Raw genomic sequence first — 17,462 nt, forward strand, 5'->3', positions numbered from 1 at the left:
GCAGCCTCGGCTACCGCAGCCCAGCCGAGTACGAGACCGTGCTGGCGGCCTGACCACCACACCAACGGTGTCCGTCAAAGCGGAGCAAGCTCAGATCGCCCTGCCAGGGGTGTGCGGTTGCCATCGGTGCGGCTGGTGGAGTGGTGCGGTTTGCTGGAGGTGAGGGAGGGCTCGCGCGAGGCCCCGGCGGGTCAGACGCGCTCTGCGAAGTCCTCGGCGGCGCGCTCGACGAAGTCGGCGACGCGCTTGGGATGTGCGACGAAGGCCGTGTGGGAGGCGTCGATGTCCTCGGTGTGCGCGTGCATCCGGTCGGCCATGTCCCGCTGCAGCTGGGGCGGGATGGAGTTGTCGTCGTTGGAGACGAGGTACCAGGTCGGCTTCCGGTCCCATCCCCGGACGGTGGCGGCCTCGGTGAACGCGAATGCGGACAGCGGCCGCTGCGTCGCGTACATCGCGCGGGCCAGTTCGTCGGAGGAGTCGCCGCAGAACACCTCGCGGAACCGGCCGGGGTTGATGTAGAGATCGGGGCCGCCCGGGGCGCCGGGAGCGTCGTACGGGGTCGGCGCGTTCTCGGTGGCGAGCAGCGACGGCGCGTACCCGTCCTGTGCGCTGAGGCAGCTCTCGCCGACATCGAGGCCGAAAGCGGCCAGGTAGACCAGGCCGATCACGTTGTCGAGGCCGTCGACGGCGTGGCTGATGACGGCGCCGGCGTAGGAGTGGCCGACGAGCACGACGGGGCCGTCGATGGCCGCGACGCGGGTCCGGATGGACGCCGCGTCGGAGTGAGGCCGCGCAGCGGGTTCGGCGGGGCGATGACGGTGAAGCCGTCGGCTTCGAGGTGGGAGATCAGTCCGCTGTAGCCGGACGCGTCCGCGAACGCGCCGTGGACGAGGACGATGGTGGGTTTGGCATCGGTCCTGGTCGTGTCGGTCATGGTCGTGCCTTTCGCGTCGGATGGAACGGTGGTGGCTGCGCGGTGTGCAACTTCATTGGAAGGAGGCGTTTTGGGGCGGATCGCCGGTCAGGCGGCCGGTGCGAACGCGGTGATCGCGTCGACGAGGTCGTCGGGGGCTTCGAGCGGGATGAGGTGCCCGGTGTTCGCAATCACCGCGAACTGCGCTCCGGAGAGGTAGGGAAGGAGGTTGCGGCGCAGCACGTCGGCGGGTTCGACGCGGTCGTACTCGCCGGCGATGACGAGGGCGGGGACGCTGATCATGCGGGCGTGTTCGGTGATGTCCTCGGCGATGCCGCGCAGCGGCCATTCCGTGCGCGCCGCCTCGGCGCCGGCTCGGGAGTCCGCGCCGATCTGTGCCTTGAGTCGCGCAGGCAGGTCCGTGGCGGTCAGGACGGTGTCCCTCGCGCCGGCGACGGACTCTTCGGTGTCGTAGGCGTGGGAGAGGAACTCGCGGTACTCGGCGGTGATCTCCGCGGCCGGCCTGGCCGGTCCGGATCCGACGAGGACCACCCCCCGCAGACGGGCGGGTCGGGTCGCGGCGACGAGTTGTGCCACCTTGCCGCCCATGGAGTGCCCGACGAGGACGTAGTCGTCGATTTCGGCGTCGGCGAGGACGGCGACGGTGTCATCGGCGAGTTGGCGGAGCGTGTAGGGCCCGGGGAGTGTGTTCGAACGACTCCACCCGCGGAAGTCGATCGCGAGGGTGTCGCGGCCGGGCAGACGGTCCACGACCAGCTCCCAGGTGCGGGCGGACCCGCCCCAGTAGTGCAGGAAGACCAGGGTGGGACCCGTGCCCCTGTGATGGTCGTATGCGGGCAGGGAAAGGTGCTGTGTGCTGGTCATGCGGGGATCCTCCGGTCTCGCTTTGCGGCTGGTTTTGCCGTGGTTCCATTGGACCGCCGTACGCGGAACGGGACATCGGCACGACTGGACGACTGATGGTGAAAACTGGACTCGTGGCAACGATCCGGCACATGACCTATCAGCCCGTCGGCCGTGGGGCCTCGTCAGTGGAGGTCCCGCCGAGTCCTGGCCGTTCGTCGACGCGGCACGCAGGCACCTCGTCCTCGAGGCGGCCGCCCTGGCCGGGGACCCGTCGACGGAGCTGCCCGCGATCCTGCTGTCCGCACTGATCACCCGCGTCGAGCCCCCGCATTCCCAGGCGCGCTCGGCGAACCCGACGTTCCAGCTGTTCCGCTCGAGCGTCGAGGCGCATTTCCGGACCCACCACGACGCCGGTTACTACGCGGCTGTGCTCGGGTTCGCCCCGCGCACCCTGACCCGGGCAGTGCAGCAGGTCACCGGGCGTACCGCGAAGGCGTACATCGTGGAACGGATCGTGCTGGAGGCCAAGCGCCTGCTGGCCCACGAACGCGTCACCGCGGCGCGATGTGCGAGCGAACTCGGGTTCCCGGACCCGTCGAACTTATCGCTCTTCTTCCTGAACGCGACGGGCCTGCGCCCAGGCGCCTGGCAGGCGGCGACGATCCCCACCAAGGCAGCGGCGGCGAGGACCAGCAAGCGCGCCAGCGCCACCGGCAAACAGCAGCTGTCCCAGCTCACCAAGGCTGAGCTCTATCAGCGCGCCGCCGACCTCGACATCCCGCACCGCTCCACCATGAGCCGCGACGAATTCCAGCAAGCCGTTGAACACGCGGGCCGGCCACGACGCAAGGCATCCTGACCCTCCGGAGCACCGTGCGGTGGCCGCACGCGGGCCGCCCGCGGCGATCTCCGCTACCCATCGGGGTCGAGGGGCGTGTCAGCGATCTGGCTCTTACGGCGGACCGAACCTGACCCGGCTGCGTCGGCAGGCCGGGCTGGCCCTGGTCTCGAGTTGGCCGCCAGGTCAAGGGTCGGGCTGCCGTTCTTGGAGGTAGCGGGGTGTGGAAGCGATGATGCTCGCGTGACGACGCATCTGACGCTGTTCGCGGACTACCACCAGATCCAGGTCATGGATGAGGTGTTCGACGGAGATCTGGGCGGGGCGTGGACTACGGAGGCCTGGGTCGACGGGGTCGCCGTCGCTGGTGGCGCTGTGGCGATCGGTACTGAGGACAACCTCGACGTTTGCGTCGATGTGGAGATCCTCGACGCCGAGCCGACCGATGACGGCCTCGACTTCGACCACGTCGTGGAGGCGAGCCTGTCGATATCGTCCGGGCGCGTCGTCGTGAAGGGGTGTACCGACTACCTCCCCGATGCCGCGCGGTTCGAAATCCCTGCCGGGGCGATCCGCGTCAGGGCATCCCGCTCGTATCTGGACGCGCCCGACTGCACCGATGGCGTGGATGCCACCGAGTTCGTTCGGCTGCAGTTCTGGCCCGGCCCGCTGGCCGGCCCCCGCGTGATCAGGCGGCGGACCACTCCCCAGCCGTAGCAATGGCTGGCCGGCTGGTCCAGACCGTCCACAGGCTGCGCCCAGTCAGAGCCCGTCCGAGAACTCGGTCACGGACTGGCCCACAGTCGGAGCGCCGTCCCGATCGGCTTCGGGGCAGCTCTTCGTCGTGGTCATCGGTTCACCGCGGAGCACCGGGGCCGGGCAGTTCGCGCTATGGGCCGACATCGTGCCCCTGCTGCTGTCCGCAGGACTCGACGACCTGACCACTGCCCACCTCGTGGACGGCATCACCACCGCGGCGCTCACCGGCGACCTCGTCGGCACTCTCAACGCCAGGCGCGCCGCCCTGGCCCCGGTACGCACGCTGCCAGGGACGGCGGCGCGTGCTTCCGTGATCCGGGTCGGGCAAGTCACGGCCACGCAGTGCGGTGCCATCCCTCGTGTCGTCGCCCGTGCGGGTGACAGAACCGGCGGGTGGTGGCGGCCGCGGTATGCGCCGTGGGCTACTGGACGGGTGCGTAACAGGAGGAGCGCCCTCGTCGCGGCTGCCGTGCTTACCCTGCTCCCCGCGGTGCCCGGTCACGCGGTCGCGTCGACAGTTGGAGGCGCTGCCCACCGCCAGGTTGCCGTCGCGGGTCCCAGTGTGCTGGGTCGTCAGACGGCGCTGGAGCAGCTGGCCGACGCCGTCACCGGAGTGCCTGAGCATCGGCGCGCGACGGTGCCGGGCTACGCGGGTCACACCATCGATCCGGAGCGGGGCCTTCTGACGCTGTTCTGGCACGGTGACGTGCCTGAGCGGGTGAGCGGCCTACTTGAGCACCCACCGGCAGGGGTCACCGCGAGGGTCCGGCAGGCGCCCTACACCCTCCGGCACCTGCGCGAAGCACGGGACCGGCTCGTGGCAGCCGCCGTACGCGGCGAGGCGGACGCGGTGTGGAACGGGGCCGGGCCCGCCGCGGACGGGACCGGGCTGAACGTCACCTACACGCCCGACACCACCGGCCAACGCCGCGCGCCCACCAGCGAGCGGATTGCCGCGCTCGCCGCCGAGATCGCAGGTGTTCCGGTCACAGCCGCACCCGCCGCCACCCCGGCGGTCACCGCGACCCGGCACTCCGACGCCAGCCCCTGGAGCGCCGGCGCCGAACTCACCGCACCCGGCAACGCCTTCTGCACCTCCGGGTTCGGTGCCTGGCGCGACAAGACACCGGTCCTGCTCACCGCCGCGCACTGCGGAACCTCCGGCGCCTACAAGACCGGCACCGGCACGACGATCGGCACGGCCGCCGACTCGGACACCGGGCTCGACATCACCATCATCAACACCAACGGCACACCGAGCGGCCGCTTCTACGACGGCACCTGGGACAACGCCTCCGGGTACTCCAAGCGCGTAATCGGCGCCGGCCACAACTCGGTCGGCGGCCTGGTGTGCGGAAGCGGCGCGATGTCGGGGGTGCACTGCGACCTCAAGGTCACCAGGACCGAGTACGCCGCCAGTGTCGAGGGAACCTGGCACAAGGACATGGATGTCGCCGAACGCACCGACTCCGGCACCATCGCGGTGGCCCAGGGCGACAGCGGCGGCCCGACCTTCGCCAGCATCAACGGCGGCGAGGACATGCAGGCCCGCGGCATCATCGTCGCCGGCGGCGGCCAGAAGGTCGTCTGCAGCCCGACAGCTGCCAGGACCACCTGCTACGACACCGTCCTGTACACCCCGATCTCACCGATCATCGACAAGTTCGGCCTATCCATCGCCTGACCGACAGTACGAAGGAAGGGGCGCCCCGTGGACGTCGCGCTCACCGGCCGGCTCGTGGCCACCCTCGGAGTTCTGGCCATCGCGTGCGGCGCGGCCGCCGCCCAGGGCGCCGGGCCCCGCGGGCAGGAGCTGGCCGATCTCCAGCAGGCCATCTACCGGGCCGGTGTCGGCCCGGCGACCTGGCACGTGGACACCGTCGGCGCCAACCCCGGCAACCGGTTGCAGAGGGTCGAGGTGATCGGCGACCTCCAGGCCGCCCGCCGCGTTCTCGATCAGCGTTTCCCCGGCCAGACCGAGGTCGTGCGCGGCCACATCACCTCCGACCTGGTCTACCGGCGCGGCCACGACTACCAGCTCGAGGGCGAACTCCAGAGCATCGACCAGCCGGACTTCCAGGTGTTCGAGACCGGCCTCGCACCGGACGGCCACACCACCGTCGGCGTCGTCGGCGACGTTGCCGGGGCCCGCGCCTACATCAACGCGCACTACCCCGGCCGTTCCATCACTGTCCACGGCAACACCCCCTGACGTGGCGCCGAACCGGCGGGCCCACCAGAGGCCGCTCACGTGTCGTCGTCGGCGCTGGTGTCAGGACAGGCGTGTGCTGGTGCCGGCATGTGGCCCCGTGGGTACCGGCGGGTGCGCACCCGGGAGGCACGCCAGTAAAGCTGCCAGCGCCCTGGAGCTGTGGCTATTCACCGGTGGGATGAGGGACCGGCCAGGGGTGGCCAGTACTGAGACGGGAAGTTGCGGAGGGACCGCCGCATCGCCTGGCTGGCCGAGGTTGTCAGCAGCCGTTCGGTATCGAGCGCGTCACACCTCGCACGACCGGGCTGGACCTTCACCTCGCCGAAAACCCTGCGCATGTCCAGTCGCTCGTTTCCGTACTCCTGCCCACCGTCCACGCCGCTGCGCCTCACGGCATCCCGGACGGCGCTCCGCTGGCGGCCCGGCCCGGCGGCGTGGACTACTTGGGTCCGAAGCGGGCCACCGCACCACACGAAGCAGACCCCGGCACGGCCCGGGCCGTAGGCCGTGTTTTGGAACTGATGGTCCTCACGTCCCATAACATCGATGATCTTTGCTGTGGGGCGTGGGGATCTCTCTGATGAGCAATGGGCCGTGTTGGAGCCGTTGTTGCCGACTGGCAGCGTGGGACGGCCGTCGAGGTCTCGTCGCAGGTTGATCGACGGCATTCGATGGCGGGTGCGAACGGGTGCCCCGTGGCGTGACGTTCCGCCGGAGTACGGGAAAATCCCAGCTCGGCGAGAGCGTCGGCCCGGCGGCGCTCGACGTCGCTGAGCCCCATGCCCTCTGGTCCGAGCAGCACCGCGGGCCGGCGGTCGACACCCGCCGGGAGAGCGAGGTGGCCGATCATCGTCAGACAGTCCTCCGGGTACTCGACCGTGCGCGTCGTATTCCGTGGGGTCCGTGTCTGGGGTGCCGGAGGCGGCCTGGAAGGGGCGGACGACGGTTGCGCCGCCCGTCCCGGTCGGCGCAACCGCCCCTACCACGTGAAGGACCCCGTGGTCACCTTGCTCATGCACCATCGCTTCGACGTCGTGATCGCTGCGGTCTTCGGCCTCGTGTGAGCGCCCGGGCCCCGTCACCGCAGGCCCGGCGCCGAGCGCTGTCAGCGCCCTGCTCTAGCGTTCCCGACATGACCCAAGCCGCTCACGCGTACCGCTATCTGCGCTCCTCCGTGCTGGACGACCTGCACGGGCGCCTCGGGCTGGAGACCTCCGGTGGGGCCACGCCCTTCGGCGAGGTCGCCCATCCGCACTTCTTCGAGGGGATGTTGACAGCCCCTTCGGCGGCGGCCGCCGGGCTGCTCGCGGTCGCGGACGTGGCCGCGGCACGCTACTACCAGCCCCGACTGCCCGCCTCGCTGGACCCGGTGGTCACCGCCAACGGCGACCGGCTGCGCTTCGAGTCCTTCTCCGGCTGCGGCGGCGTCTACGCCCGCCTCGACGTGCTCGAATCCGGCCTGGACGGCGGCGGGATAGGCCACGGAACCACCAACGTCGACGTCAACGTCCCGCTGCGGGACGCCCTCGGCCGCCTCGGCCCGGCCGAGCCGCTACGGCTCGCGGTCGGCACCGAGGCGCTGGAGGTCACCACGCCGGACGGCCCGCTGGTGGAGAAGAAGGTTCCGCTGCCGGACCGCTGGCTACGCGGCTTCGCCGAGACGCAGGTGGTAGCCGTCGGCTTCGACCTGCGTGCCGAGCTGCCCGCCGCCGAGGCCGTCCGTTTCCTGCGCTCGCTGACGGCGGGGGGCGCGCGCGGCACGGCCGGCGCGACGCAGTGGGTCGTCCCCACCGGGCGGCTGCCGCGGCAGACCAGCCGGCCCGTGCCCGGCGCCGTCTGCCTACCCGGCCCGCAGCGACTCGTGGCGCTGCAGCGGGTGCTGCGCCACGCTCGCGCGCTGCGCATCTACGGCCCGCCGCTGACGGCCGGGGACACCCGGCCGACCAGCTCAGCCTGGGAGGTCGAGCTCCCGGGCATGCGGCTGACGCTCACCCTCTCCCCCGACCCGGCGCGCGGCTTCTCCGGCGAGGGCGGCGTGCTGGACGCGCTGGCATCGGCCGGCAGCGAGCAGGACGCGGATCTGGTCGCGGTGCTGCTGGCCTGGGAGCCGCGGATCGACGTGGCGGAGCTGGCCGAGCAGGCCGGCCTGTCGTCGCAGCGGGTCCGCGCGGCGCTGACCTGGCTGGGCACCTCCGGGCAGGTCGGCTACGACACCGCCGAGGCGGCCTTCTTCCACCGTCAACTCCCCTACGACGCTGGCCGCGCCGAGTCCCGCAACCCGCGGCTGCGAGCCGCCCGCACACTGGTCGCCGCCGGGGCCGTCCGCCCGGAGAGGGACGGCGGGGCGCTGGTGCACGTGGAGGATCATGTACACCGGGTGCGCCGCGCGGCGGACGGCTCGCTGGGGTGCACCTGCCTCTGGTGGGCCAAGTACCGGGGCGGGCGCGGGCCGTGCAAGCACGTGCTGGCGGTGGGGTTGGCGGCGGAGAGCGTCGCTTCGAACGATGTGAAGGAGAGGGCGGCGCGATGAGCCTGCTGGACCGTGTGGACGCTGGGGATGCCAACGGCGTCGTGGCTGCGCTGGCCGCACTGGGTCCGGCGGAGCGCCGGGCCCTGCTGCCCGAACTCAAGCGCCGCCGCAAGGAGATGTCCGTCGCCTGGTGGGAGCACTCGGGAGGCCACAAGCTGGCCCTGCTGGTGGCCGGGCTCGGCTGCAACACGGCGCCCTCCGCCGCGTTCTCCTGGGCGAACGGCATCGGCTCCCCCGCCGGGATCGTGGTCTGGCAGAACGAGACGGTCCTGGCCGTCGTCGACCAACAGAGTCCGGAGTGGCAGTCGGAGGTGCTGCGCAGGATCGCCGAACGACGGCCCCCCGCCTGGCTCGGCAACGAGTACCCGGCCGTCGAGCGGCTCGCCCGCGCCGCGGGTGAGCCGGTGCCGGTCACGGACGGAGTGGTGCTTGCGTGGCAGCGCCACCACGTCCCGCCCTACGCGACCGAGGAGTACCGACGCGAGCTGGTGCTCCGGCTGGCCCAGGCGTCGTCGACCCCCTCGCTGCTCCTCGGGATGTTCGATGTCGTCGGCGCGGGCGACCAGCTGGGCGAGGCGTGGCGTGGCGCGGTCCTCGGCCTGATCGAGGCCGGCGTGGTCGGGCGCGACGAGATACTCGACCGCTGCCTGGCCCGGCTGGCGCGCGGCGGACGGCCGGGCGACCAGCGCGGTTTCCAGCGGCTGCTGGAGCAGCTCGCGCCGACCCCGGAGGAGACCGCCGCACGGATCCGCGCCTACCTGCCGCTGCTGGACAGCCTGTCGCCGGTGGCCGCCCTCGGCCAGGCACAGCTCGCCGAGGCGGACGCCGCAGGCCTGCTGGAGCCGGAGCACCTGACCGAGGCCTCGGCCACCGTCTTCTTCCGCAGCGAGAAGAAGCTGCTGCGCGCCCAGCTCACCTGGCTGGACCGCTCCGGTCGGCGCTCCCCGGACTGGGCGGCGGCGGCCGTGCGCGGCGCGGCCCTGGCCTTCGGGCAGAGCGACGCGGAACTGCAGGATCGGGCGCTCAAGGTGGCGGCGCGTCACCTGAAGGTGGCGGGTCCTGCCCTGCTGCCCGAACTGCGGGCGGCGACCGAGCTGCTCGGTCCGGCCCAGGCCGCCAGTGCGGTGGCGCTCTTCGGCCTGGACACCCCCGCCGCCTCGGACGCCGCCGCGCCCTACGAGGAGCTGCTGCCGCCGCTCCCCCAGTCAGTACCGCTGGCCGAGCCTCTGGACGATCCCGCCGGCGTGGCCGAGGAGCTGGCCGCCGTGCTGGCGGGCGACGACAGCGTCGCCGCCTTCGAGCGGACGCTGGCCGGCCTGGTCCGCGAGGCGTTCCGGGACGGGGAAGCGCTCCGGGCGGCGCTGAAGCCGGTGCTGGGCGAGGAGAAGTGGGCCGAGACGCTCAGCGTCTGGTCTCCGGACCACACCTGGATCGCCCTCGCCGCGGCCGCGGCCGCAGGTCAGGTCACCGAGGCGCGGGCACACGCCATGCTGCAGGGGCAGGGCCCGCTCCGGACGGAACATCAGGAGCGCCTCAGCGCCGTCCACGCCACCCGGGTGCACGAGGCCGCCGCTCTCATCGTGCTCGGACGCACGCCCTTCCTCGTCGCCACGCCCAGCTACGCGGACGGCGGGCTGGAGGCGGCCGTGCTGGTGGAGCGCATCGCCGCCCTGGAGGCGGCGGACGGCGAGGTCGGCGCGGCTGACTTCAGCCAGGCGCTGCTCCGCGTCCTGCCGACGGACGATCCGGCGGTGCAGGCAGCAGCCGTGCAGCTCCGCTCGGCGGAGGGCCGACGGCTGGCCCAGTGGCTCGCCCAGGGCGGGCTGCCCGGACAGCGCACCGAGCGGCTGCCTGCCGGGGCGGGGCCGCGTGCGTGCCCGCGCGTCACCCAGCCCGGGCTCGCGCCGGATCAGGAGCCCCTGCTCCACCCGGACATACGCCGGATGCTCAACCCGATGGTGGACGGGGAGGGGCACCACATCCTCGCCTACGGCGATATCGCGACGCCCTACGCCCTCGCCGTGCTGCCCTGCCACCGCGAGGAGCTGGCGGTCCGGCTCGGCAACGCGATCATCGAAGCCGCCCAGTACGGCGCCAAGGGCGCGCAGCTGCTGCCCCAGCTGGTCGAGGCGGGCGGTCCGGCCGGCCCCGGGGTCCACCTGACGGTGGCGTGCGCGCTCGGCGCGGCGACGGCGGAGGACCGCACGGCCGCCGTGGACGCGCTGCTGCTGCTCGCCGCCCAAGACGCGCTCGACGCGGACCGCCTCGGCGCCGATCTCGCCGAGGCGGTCCGCTGCGGCGTGGCCCCGCTGAACCGGGTGCCGCTCACCCTCCGTCAGGCTGCCGAGTCCGGCGCCTACGGGACGGTCTGGTCGGTCCTCCGCGCAGCCCTGCCGGGCCTGCTGGCCCCGGAGCCGATACGCGGCGTGCCGGAACTACTGGCCATCGCCGCCGACTGCGCCGCCCGCAGCGGCGCGACGGACGCGCTGCCGGTGATCGAGGCGCTTGCGGCGCGCCGCGGCTCCTCCCGCCTGCTGAAGGAGGCCCGGGCGCTGCACGCCGTGCTGACGGCGAGCTGAGAGGCGGCTCATTCCAGCTACGCGGAGACCGCCGTCCCCTGCTCGGCGGGGGCGCGCTCGCCCTCCGGCGCGACCGGAAACCCCCCGAGGTCGGTCGAGGCGCGGCGAGGCGGCGGAATGTGTTGTGGCCCGTTTCCGGCAGCTCCAATGCCGGGAACGGGCCCATGCGCTCTTCTCCTGGTCTAACCCCGCGGTTCCATGCCGTCGGCCATGTCGTGCAGGTGGTAGACGGCGCAGGGCAAGCCCGGCCGTACCAGTACGGGCTGGTCAGCGCAGTGGGTGCGTCCGGGACGGCCGCCAGCTGGTCCGCGGCCTGCATCCACGCCGTGGCCACCAGCCCCCGCATCCGGTCGGCGCCGGTTTCCACGGCTCGTTCGAAACTCAGGGGCCGACCCGATCGAAGCGCAGCGACGTGTGGCCGGCGTTGTCGTCGTAGATCTGGGCGACGAGCGCTGTTCCGACGGCGTCGGTTCGGGTGCCCTGCAGCCGGATCGTGGTCGGCTGAACGCGCGCCCGTACGAGCAGCGGGGGGAGCGGCCGAGTGAAGTTCCCCCCTGATCTTGGACAGCGGGTGCTTACGCTGCGGGGGGTGAAGTCGTGCTGCAGCCTGGCTCGGGTCTCGAGTGGGGTGAGGTGCCCGAACTCGGGGTGTTTGCGGAGCCTGGTGCGGTTGTATTCGACTTCGATGAAGCGGAAGACGTCGGCGCGGGCGGCCTCGCGGCTCTCCCAGACGGTGGTGCCGATCTCCGCTTTGAGCAGTCCGAAGAAGCTCTCGGCTGCGGCGCTATCGTAGCATATGCCGGTTCTTCCCATGCTCTGCCTCAGGTCCAACTTCCTTGTCTACCTGCGGAATTCGCCACTCGTGTACTCGCTTCCGCGGTCGGTGTGCATGATGCATCCAGGCTGCAGAGCGCCGCGGCCGACGGCCATGCGCAGGGCGTCGGTGACCAGTTCGGCCCGGTGGTGGTCGGCCATCGCGTAGCCGATCACCTCGACACGGGGCTGGTCGAATCCTGGAAGGCGGGCCGACTTGTCGGGCCCGTCGTCAAGGTGTGCGCCGCGGAGGCCGCCTTGCTCACTGCGGCCGAGCGAGGAGCCGCGTGAACGCCCCGCAGCTTCCCCGCGGGCGCGAGACCACCGTGACCCAGTGTGAGGGCAACGAACCCCATGAGGCACACCAGGGGCAGGCAGCCGGATCGGGCCGGACCTGCACAGGAATTCCGGGTTCGGCCCTCGACACCGGACGACCGCTCACGTTCATCGATGAGATGGCTCATGTGTCCGCCGCACTGGCGCAGGATCCGCTGCTCGGGCCGGGCTGGCTGGATCTACTGCCACGGCAGGACCCGATCTGGCAGGCCCCGTCCATGCCGAGGAGCGCCCACGACTGACGACGGCTGAGGCCAAGGCCGAGACTGCCGTACCGGCGAAGACGGAGCGCGGTCGAGTGAAGGTCTGCAGGCGCGGTGTCAGGGCGGCAGGGTGCGGTCCGTCGGGAAGACGACGGCGAGGCCGGCGAGTGCCGGCCGAACCGCAGGGCATTCGGCCGACCATCGGGTCAGCAGATCTGGTGTGCGGTCCTGGGACCGCGCCGCGGGCCCGGGCCTCGCTGTCGGGTCGGCGTGTTGCGGGGGAGGTCGGCCAGCCTCCCGCGTTCCGCTCATTGCACCGGCTTCATCCAGTCGGTTGTCGCGGGGCCGTAGGAGTCCGCTGGCGGCTCGGCCGGAAGCTGGATACCGGCATCGCAATGCAGCTCGGCGGAGATTACCTTGGCCAGTTTCAAGGCCGAGTTGGCCAGCAGCTGGCGCTGGTGGGGGGTCAGCCGTCCTTGGTCGCGGCCGTAACCGGCGGCTCGACCGAGGACGACGACGTCCATGAAGTACGGGACCGAGAAGTGGTCGGCTTCATGGGACTGGGTCCAGCAGCGGAAGTAGACTCTGGTGCCTTCGCTGGTGAAGTTCCCGCCGCTGTCCTTGTCGTGGGCGAAGAGAACTGACTGCAGGCGCAGCGAGGGCATTTGCTTCGGCGTGTGTATGTCCGTCGGCGGGGGCTCGGGATAGCCCTCGTCCTGGTTCACCAGCACGTTCACGAGCTGGTGTTCGCCCTGCTTGGCGCCACAGCTGCCCAACAAACGGGCGAAGTCGTCCTGGTGGGCCGTCCGCAGTGGGCCCTGCGCCGCCTTGACGTCCTCGTTGCCCACCATGAGCGCGCGCAGCGTCTGTTCGTCCAGCGTGCCGTAGCACGAGGACGCGGGCACTGCGGCGAAGGAGTTGGGTCGCCACTCCTGCCAGGCCGGCCATGCCCCCGCCAGCACCCCGATCGCGAGTGCCGCCGCCCCCAGCCGCTGCCACCGCCTGAGCCGCCGAGGCTGCCCCTCGTCCAAACCGTCGACCTGCTCGGCCGTCATTACACTCCCCCGGGTATTGATTGCTTTCTGACCCCGCCCGACCGTAGTCGGCACATGATGCAACGTTACTGATCCTGAAATCGTCATGTCGGAGCGGCTGGGCATCCAGGTGCGGTCGGCCTGACAGTACTTCGACGCGGCTGCCTTGACCGAGTCGATCGCCGAGGGTCGGCGCGAGTACAAGGAGGGCAATCGGGCCCGCGGGGCTGGGCAGGCTCCGATGCCACCGATCGACGACCCGGAGCTGGCGCTGATCCTGTCCAGCGTGCCGGACGCGCTGGCCGAGACCGGTGGTGACCTGTATGCGTGATCACGATCGTCGCCTGTGCACGCTCGATCAATGTGGCGCAGTTCCCGTCTGCCCGAGTCCGCGGCGTGCGCGTCGAGCAGCTCCCGCAGCCTCGGTCCGTGCCGCTCGACCGCGGAGACGGGTGCGGGGATCAGGAACCACATGCCGTAGTAGCTCATGGCCCGTCAGCCTAGGAGCGGCCGCAGGCAGCGGGCCGTCACGGACCGACCTGGGTGGCGAACAGCCCCTGCCCGGTCTCGGCGGCGGCCCGCCACACCGGGACCACACCATCCACCATGGCCTCGATGCCGTCGCTGTTGTAGCCCTCGACCAGCACCTCGGGCGCCCGCTCCACGACCCGCGCCCGTTCTTCCTCGTCCAGGGCGAACACCGCCTCGACGGCGGGCAACGAGGCCTTCACCTCGTCCGGGCTCAGCAGGAGGTCCCCGAACCAGCCGGGCAACCCGGCGAACCGTGCCGGTCCCAGCGATGCCGCTGTCCCCCGACGACGTCGAGCGGTTGCCGGAGGACGAGTCCGATGAGGCGTTGCAGCGCGGGTTCGCCCCCTCGACACCGGCGAACATGGTCCCGATCTGGCGGGCCGCCGCCGAAGGTGGCGGCCTCCACGCGTTGCGGGGCGGGACGTTGTTGGGTGCGGTCGGCCGCTGACGGGGTGGGCGAGGACGCCTCCGGGTCGGATCGGGTCGGGGATTGGTCCGTTGCCCGTGCCGCAGCCGGGTTGTCCTCCAGCGGCTGAGCGCGCATGTGGAGTGAGCCGCGGAGAGGCCTGTCAGGAGGTCTCGCGAACGATCCAAAAGCGGGACTGGCGGTACGCGGTGCCGTTGGGGTCGTCAGCCGCGACGCGAATTGGAGTGTGGAGACACACGAGTCTGCCGCCCAGTTGCTTCTCCTGGGCCGTCAGCCACCGCGACTGCCAGAGCATTGCGGCCGCCATGCCCGCCAGGAGCATGCCGGCCGGTATCCCGGTCGCGTAGCTGAGAACGAGCCCGATCAGCAGCACCAGAAGTAGCGGCTTGGTGAGGCTGCGGGAGAACAGGTCGAACGTCTTGTCCCTCGCGACCGTCTCCGCGGTCGGCGGCGGAGGAGCCAGCCCTTCCAGCCTCGCCTCGTACCACGGCCGACGGGCCTTCAGCAGTCCCCAGAACGTCGTCGCGAAGAGGATCAGAGCGGTTCCCACGCTCGTCGCGGGACCCAACTGGTGGGATCCCCCTATGTAGGCCGGCACACAGCTCACCAAGCTCACGGTGAGCAGCAGGGACGCCTGAATCCGTACGGACGCGACGAGCTCTACCAGCCGCAGACCATCGCCCACGAAGCATCCCCCACTCGACCGAGATCGGGAGAATCCTAGCGGGTGGCGAAACGCCCGCCAGGGCCTGCCTCGTCACTGGCTGGCAGTGCTCCGACACCGCCGCCCAGAGCCGGGCGATCAGGGAGTGGGGAGTGTAGCGGTCGGGCGATGGGTCAGATCTTCATGAGGCCGCCCCTCGATCCTGTGCAGCGGCCGTTGATAGTGGCAGCGGCGGGCGATGGCCTGGCGTGCCCGGCGCCAGAAGGACCAGTTCAGGGCATGAGCATGTGGCGAGTGTCGTGGCGAACGCGGGCCGTGGGGACGGCCGCCTGCCAGGAGCCGCCGGATCTCTGCCACGGTGAGGTCGACCAGGGTGCGGGCCTCCGCCGAACGGGGGAACCAAAGGCGGCCATCTGGGCCTCTATTAATCTGTTCACCCCAAAAGCGATCGAATGGACACGGGGGGAGGGCTGATGGCGGACGGGTTCAAGGTCGACCTGGATTCGCTTGACAAGGCGGCCTCGGGCATCACCGACACCTTGGCAAAGCTTCAGTTCAAGAAGGTCAGTGACCTCGACCACAAGAAGGAGGACATCGGTCACGACCATCTGGCCGACGTCCTCGGGCACTTCCTGAAACGCTGGGAGATCGGCGTGGAGAACCTTGGGAAAGACGCCGCCCAGGTCTCCCAGCGCCTCAACGCGAGCGTGAAGGCGTACGGACAGCTCGACGGGCAGCTCGCTGGGCACCTGCACGGCTCGCTCAGCCGTGACAGCGGTGAGGACCCGGGGGCGAAGTAGTGGCGAAGGAACTCGGAGAGACGTCCGACCCGAAGGAGCTCGTACCCGGCGACCCGGAAGCGGTGGGGTCGACCGCCGCCTGGCTGAAGAGCTACGGCGACACCCTGCACTCGACGGGTGAGGGGCTCAAGCGGATCGACACCACCGACGGGTGGTCGGGTGAGGCCGGTGACGCGTTCCGGGCCGCCTTCAAGGGCGAGCCCCAGAAGTGGCTGGAGGCGGGTGACTGCTTCCACGACGCCGCCACCGCGCTGACCACCTACAAGTCGACCCTGGAGTGGGCGCAGGGGCAGGCCAAGGACGCGATCCGGCAGTGGGGCGAAGCCCAGGCCGCGACCGACAAGGCCAAGACCGAGCACGACGCGCAGGAGAAGAGCGAAGGCCACACGCTGCCGTTCACCGATCCCGGCGACGCCACCAGGACGAGCGCCCAGCAGACCCTGAGCAGCGCGCGGAGCCAGCTGAAGACGGCCGGCGACACCGCGGCCGACGCGGTCGCCAAGGGCCGTGACAAGGCGCCCGAGGAGCCGGGCTGGCTGGACAAGGTGGGCGACTTCTTCTCGGACGCCGGGGACTTCCTGGAGGACATGGGCAAGACCGCCCTCGCGGACCTGGCCTCCGTCGGCAACGCGATGATCCACGACCCGGGCTCTGTCCTGGAGATCGCGGGCGGCCTCGGCCTCGCGACGCTCGGCGCCGGCGGCGAGGTCCTGGGTGTCGGCCTGGACCTGACGGGTGTCGGTGCGGCCATCGGCATCCCCGTCAACGTCGCCTCGGCCGGCGTCATCGCCACCGGCCTCGGCATGGCCGGTATCGGCGCGGCCAACATCGCCAACGACGCGATGGGGCCCGACCGGGTCCAGATGGAGGGCAACGGCGGGGGCGGCGGAAGCAGCTCCCCGGACATGCGCACCCAGCCGTCCAGGGCGGCCGACCCCAACGCCACCCCCGAGGGACGCGTCACCAACATCCCCAAGAACGCGGACGACACGACCAGGCGCGCGTTCACCCGGGAGAACGAGTCGGCCGACATCCTCGCGAAGAACGGCTACAAGGTCGAGCAGAACCCAGACGTTCCCGGCACGACCAAAAACCCCGACTACCGTGTCGAGGGTGAGGTCATGGACTGTTACGCGCCCACCGCGAAGAACCCGCGCTCCATCGCCACCGGCATCCAGAAGAAGGTCGACGAAGGGCAGGCGGACCGCATCGTCCTGAACCTGTCCGACAGCGACGTCGACGTGGGTGCCATGCGCAAGCAGCTGAACGACTGGCCGATCGACGGGTTGAAGGAGGTCACCGTGATCGACAAGGCCGGCAAGGTGATCTCCCTCTACCCGTAGCAGAACAGAAAGACGGACATGGCAATCTCCTACAGCCTCGAGCTGGTTACCCCGTGGTCCACGGCCCAGGTCGCCCAGACGTTCGCCGACGTCGCCCGGTCCCTGCGGCTCGTCGACGCCTCCGCGACTGTCGACGCGCTGCTCGGCGACGGCGCGCTCACGGTGTACGGCACCTCGCTCCGGGTGGCCACCCGCAAGCCCACCCCGTGGGGGGACCCGGAGATCGGCGGCCGCGTCTTCACTCCGACTGTCTCGGTCGTATTCCGGCTGGGCAAGGACGCCGACATCTCTGGCCAGCAGGACGACATGACTCGCCTCGCCGACGGCCTGCTGGCGCAGGTGCCCGGCGACGCGGTCCTGCACCTTGACTACGAGGATGTCTGGATGGTCCGCCAGGACGGCGAGTTGACTTTGAGTGAGCGCTCCGACTTCTGGCCGCCGAACCGTCTGGCCGGCATCTCGGCGCCGTACTGCCGCCGGAGCCACGAATTCGTCGACGAGGAGTGAGCCCCATGCGCGGCATCGACCTGTAGAACGACCCTGCACACCGACCACGGAGCGCACCAACACGGTGCGGGGCTCCACCACGTTGCTTGGGGCGCCATCGCCGTGC

Annotated in this window: 19 protein-coding genes and 2 pseudogenes; 14 read left to right on the top strand and 7 right to left on the bottom strand. The window is 71.1% G+C overall.

Going from position 1 to position 17,462, the window contains the following annotated elements:
* Positions 1–191 precede the first annotated feature (191 nt).
* Both ACFV1W_RS34755 and ACFV1W_RS34760 read right to left on the bottom strand, forming a co-directional pair.
* Positions 192–956, bottom strand: coding sequence for an alpha/beta hydrolase (locus ACFV1W_RS34755; protein ID WP_380421289.1), 765 nt, complete (start codon positions 954–956; stop codon positions 192–194).
* Between the two features lie 65 nt (positions 957–1,021).
* Complete coding sequence (locus ACFV1W_RS34760) at positions 1,022–1,798, bottom strand: alpha/beta fold hydrolase (protein ID WP_380421262.1); 777 nt, start codon at positions 1,796–1,798, stop codon at positions 1,022–1,024.
* Between the two features lie 175 nt (positions 1,799–1,973).
* Between ACFV1W_RS34760 and ACFV1W_RS34765 the strand changes: the two are divergent.
* The 5 genes and pseudogenes from ACFV1W_RS34765 to ACFV1W_RS34785 all read left to right on the top strand — a co-directional run.
* Positions 1,974–2,435 (top strand): annotated as a pseudogene (locus ACFV1W_RS34765) (helix-turn-helix domain-containing protein); the annotation flags it as partial.
* Between the two features lie 426 nt (positions 2,436–2,861).
* Positions 2,862–3,335, top strand: coding sequence for a hypothetical protein (locus ACFV1W_RS34770; protein ID WP_380421263.1), 474 nt, complete (start codon positions 2,862–2,864; stop codon positions 3,333–3,335).
* Positions 3,336–3,939: 604 nt separating this feature from the next.
* Entirely contained in the window at positions 3,940–5,061 is a 1,122-nt protein-coding gene (locus tag ACFV1W_RS34775; RefSeq protein ID WP_380421264.1) for a hypothetical protein, read from the top strand.
* Positions 5,062–5,088: 27 nt separating this feature from the next.
* A complete protein-coding gene (locus tag ACFV1W_RS34780) occupies positions 5,089–5,589 on the top strand; it encodes a hypothetical protein (RefSeq protein WP_380421265.1) in 501 nt (166 codons plus the stop codon).
* 546 nt (positions 5,590–6,135) lie between these two features.
* Complete coding sequence (locus ACFV1W_RS34785; RefSeq protein ID WP_380421266.1) at positions 6,136–6,363, top strand: transposase; 228 nt, start codon at positions 6,136–6,138, stop codon at positions 6,361–6,363.
* Here ACFV1W_RS34785 and ACFV1W_RS34790 read toward each other — a convergent pair.
* A pseudogene (locus ACFV1W_RS34790) lies at positions 6,290–6,439 on the bottom strand (dienelactone hydrolase family protein); the annotation flags it as partial. The gene ACFV1W_RS34785 and the pseudogene ACFV1W_RS34790 sit on opposite strands and share 74 nt — an antisense overlap.
* A gap of 282 nt (positions 6,440–6,721) precedes the next feature.
* On the opposite strand from ACFV1W_RS34790, the gene ACFV1W_RS34795 reads away from it, so the two are divergent.
* Together ACFV1W_RS34795 and ACFV1W_RS34800 are read left to right on the top strand one after the other, a co-directional pair.
* Positions 6,722–8,119: an SWIM zinc finger family protein gene (locus tag ACFV1W_RS34795; RefSeq protein ID WP_380421267.1), complete on the top strand. Its 1,398-nt coding sequence runs from the start codon at positions 6,722–6,724 to the stop codon at positions 8,117–8,119.
* Positions 8,116–10,698 (top strand): DUF6493 family protein, encoded by a 2,583-nt coding sequence (locus ACFV1W_RS34800; protein WP_380421268.1) that lies wholly within the window; start codon positions 8,116–8,118, stop codon positions 10,696–10,698. Before ACFV1W_RS34795 ends, ACFV1W_RS34800 begins: the two co-directional genes overlap by 4 nt.
* Before the next feature lie 381 nt (positions 10,699–11,079).
* Here ACFV1W_RS34800 and ACFV1W_RS34805 read toward each other — a convergent pair whose 3' ends face one another.
* On the bottom strand, positions 11,080–11,529 hold the full coding sequence (locus ACFV1W_RS34805) for an IS3 family transposase (protein WP_380421269.1): 450 nt from the start codon (positions 11,527–11,529) through the stop codon (positions 11,080–11,082).
* Positions 11,530–11,583: 54 nt separating this feature from the next.
* On the opposite strand from ACFV1W_RS34805, the gene ACFV1W_RS34810 reads away from it, so the two are divergent.
* Entirely contained in the window at positions 11,584–11,802 is a 219-nt protein-coding gene (locus ACFV1W_RS34810; protein WP_380421270.1) for a hypothetical protein, read from the top strand.
* Positions 11,803–11,966: 164 nt separating this feature from the next.
* Positions 11,967–12,089: a hypothetical protein gene (locus ACFV1W_RS34815; protein ID WP_380421271.1), complete on the top strand. Its 123-nt coding sequence runs from the start codon at positions 11,967–11,969 to the stop codon at positions 12,087–12,089.
* A 269-nt stretch (positions 12,090–12,358) separates the two neighbouring features.
* On the opposite strand, the gene ACFV1W_RS34820 is transcribed toward ACFV1W_RS34815, so the two are convergent.
* Positions 12,359–13,105: a hypothetical protein gene (locus ACFV1W_RS34820; RefSeq protein ID WP_380421272.1), complete on the bottom strand. Its 747-nt coding sequence runs from the start codon at positions 13,103–13,105 to the stop codon at positions 12,359–12,361.
* Between the two features lie 145 nt (positions 13,106–13,250).
* On the opposite strand from ACFV1W_RS34820, the gene ACFV1W_RS34825 reads away from it, so the two are divergent.
* Positions 13,251–13,415 (top strand): hypothetical protein, encoded by a 165-nt coding sequence (locus ACFV1W_RS34825; protein WP_380421273.1) that lies wholly within the window; start codon positions 13,251–13,253, stop codon positions 13,413–13,415.
* A 196-nt stretch (positions 13,416–13,611) separates the two neighbouring features.
* Here the strand turns inward: ACFV1W_RS34825 and ACFV1W_RS34830 are convergent, their stop codons facing one another.
* Entirely contained in the window at positions 13,612–13,857 is a 246-nt protein-coding gene (locus ACFV1W_RS34830) for a hypothetical protein (RefSeq protein WP_380421274.1), read from the bottom strand.
* A gap of 11 nt (positions 13,858–13,868) precedes the next feature.
* Between ACFV1W_RS34830 and ACFV1W_RS34835 the strand changes: the two genes are divergently transcribed.
* A complete protein-coding gene (locus ACFV1W_RS34835) occupies positions 13,869–14,063 on the top strand; it encodes a hypothetical protein (RefSeq protein WP_380421275.1) in 195 nt (64 codons plus the stop codon).
* Positions 14,064–14,184: 121 nt separating this feature from the next.
* On the opposite strand, the gene ACFV1W_RS34840 is transcribed toward ACFV1W_RS34835, so the two are convergent.
* Entirely contained in the window at positions 14,185–14,727 is a 543-nt protein-coding gene (locus ACFV1W_RS34840) for a hypothetical protein (protein WP_380421276.1), read from the bottom strand.
* A gap of 452 nt (positions 14,728–15,179) precedes the next feature.
* On the opposite strand from ACFV1W_RS34840, the gene ACFV1W_RS34845 reads away from it, so the two are divergent.
* The 3 genes from ACFV1W_RS34845 to ACFV1W_RS34855 are packed head-to-tail and all read left to right on the top strand — an operon-like array spanning position 15,180 to position 17,356.
* Positions 15,180–15,506 carry a hypothetical protein gene (locus tag ACFV1W_RS34845; protein WP_380421277.1) on the top strand — a complete coding sequence of 109 codons (327 nt, stop codon included), beginning with the start codon at positions 15,180–15,182 and terminating at the stop codon, positions 15,504–15,506.
* Entirely contained in the window at positions 15,506–16,849 is a 1,344-nt protein-coding gene (locus ACFV1W_RS34850; protein WP_380421278.1) for a putative T7SS-secreted protein, read from the top strand. The genes ACFV1W_RS34845 and ACFV1W_RS34850 overlap by 1 nt, the downstream gene beginning before the upstream one ends.
* Positions 16,850–16,867: 18 nt before the next feature.
* Positions 16,868–17,356, top strand: a complete 489-nt coding sequence (locus tag ACFV1W_RS34855; protein WP_380421279.1) for a SitI3 family protein — start codon at positions 16,868–16,870, stop codon at positions 17,354–17,356.
* Positions 17,357–17,462 lie beyond the last annotated feature (106 nt).

This window comes from Kitasatospora sp. NPDC059648 (assembly GCF_042734825.1).
Lineage (GTDB): Bacteria > Actinomycetota > Actinomycetes > Streptomycetales > Streptomycetaceae > Kitasatospora.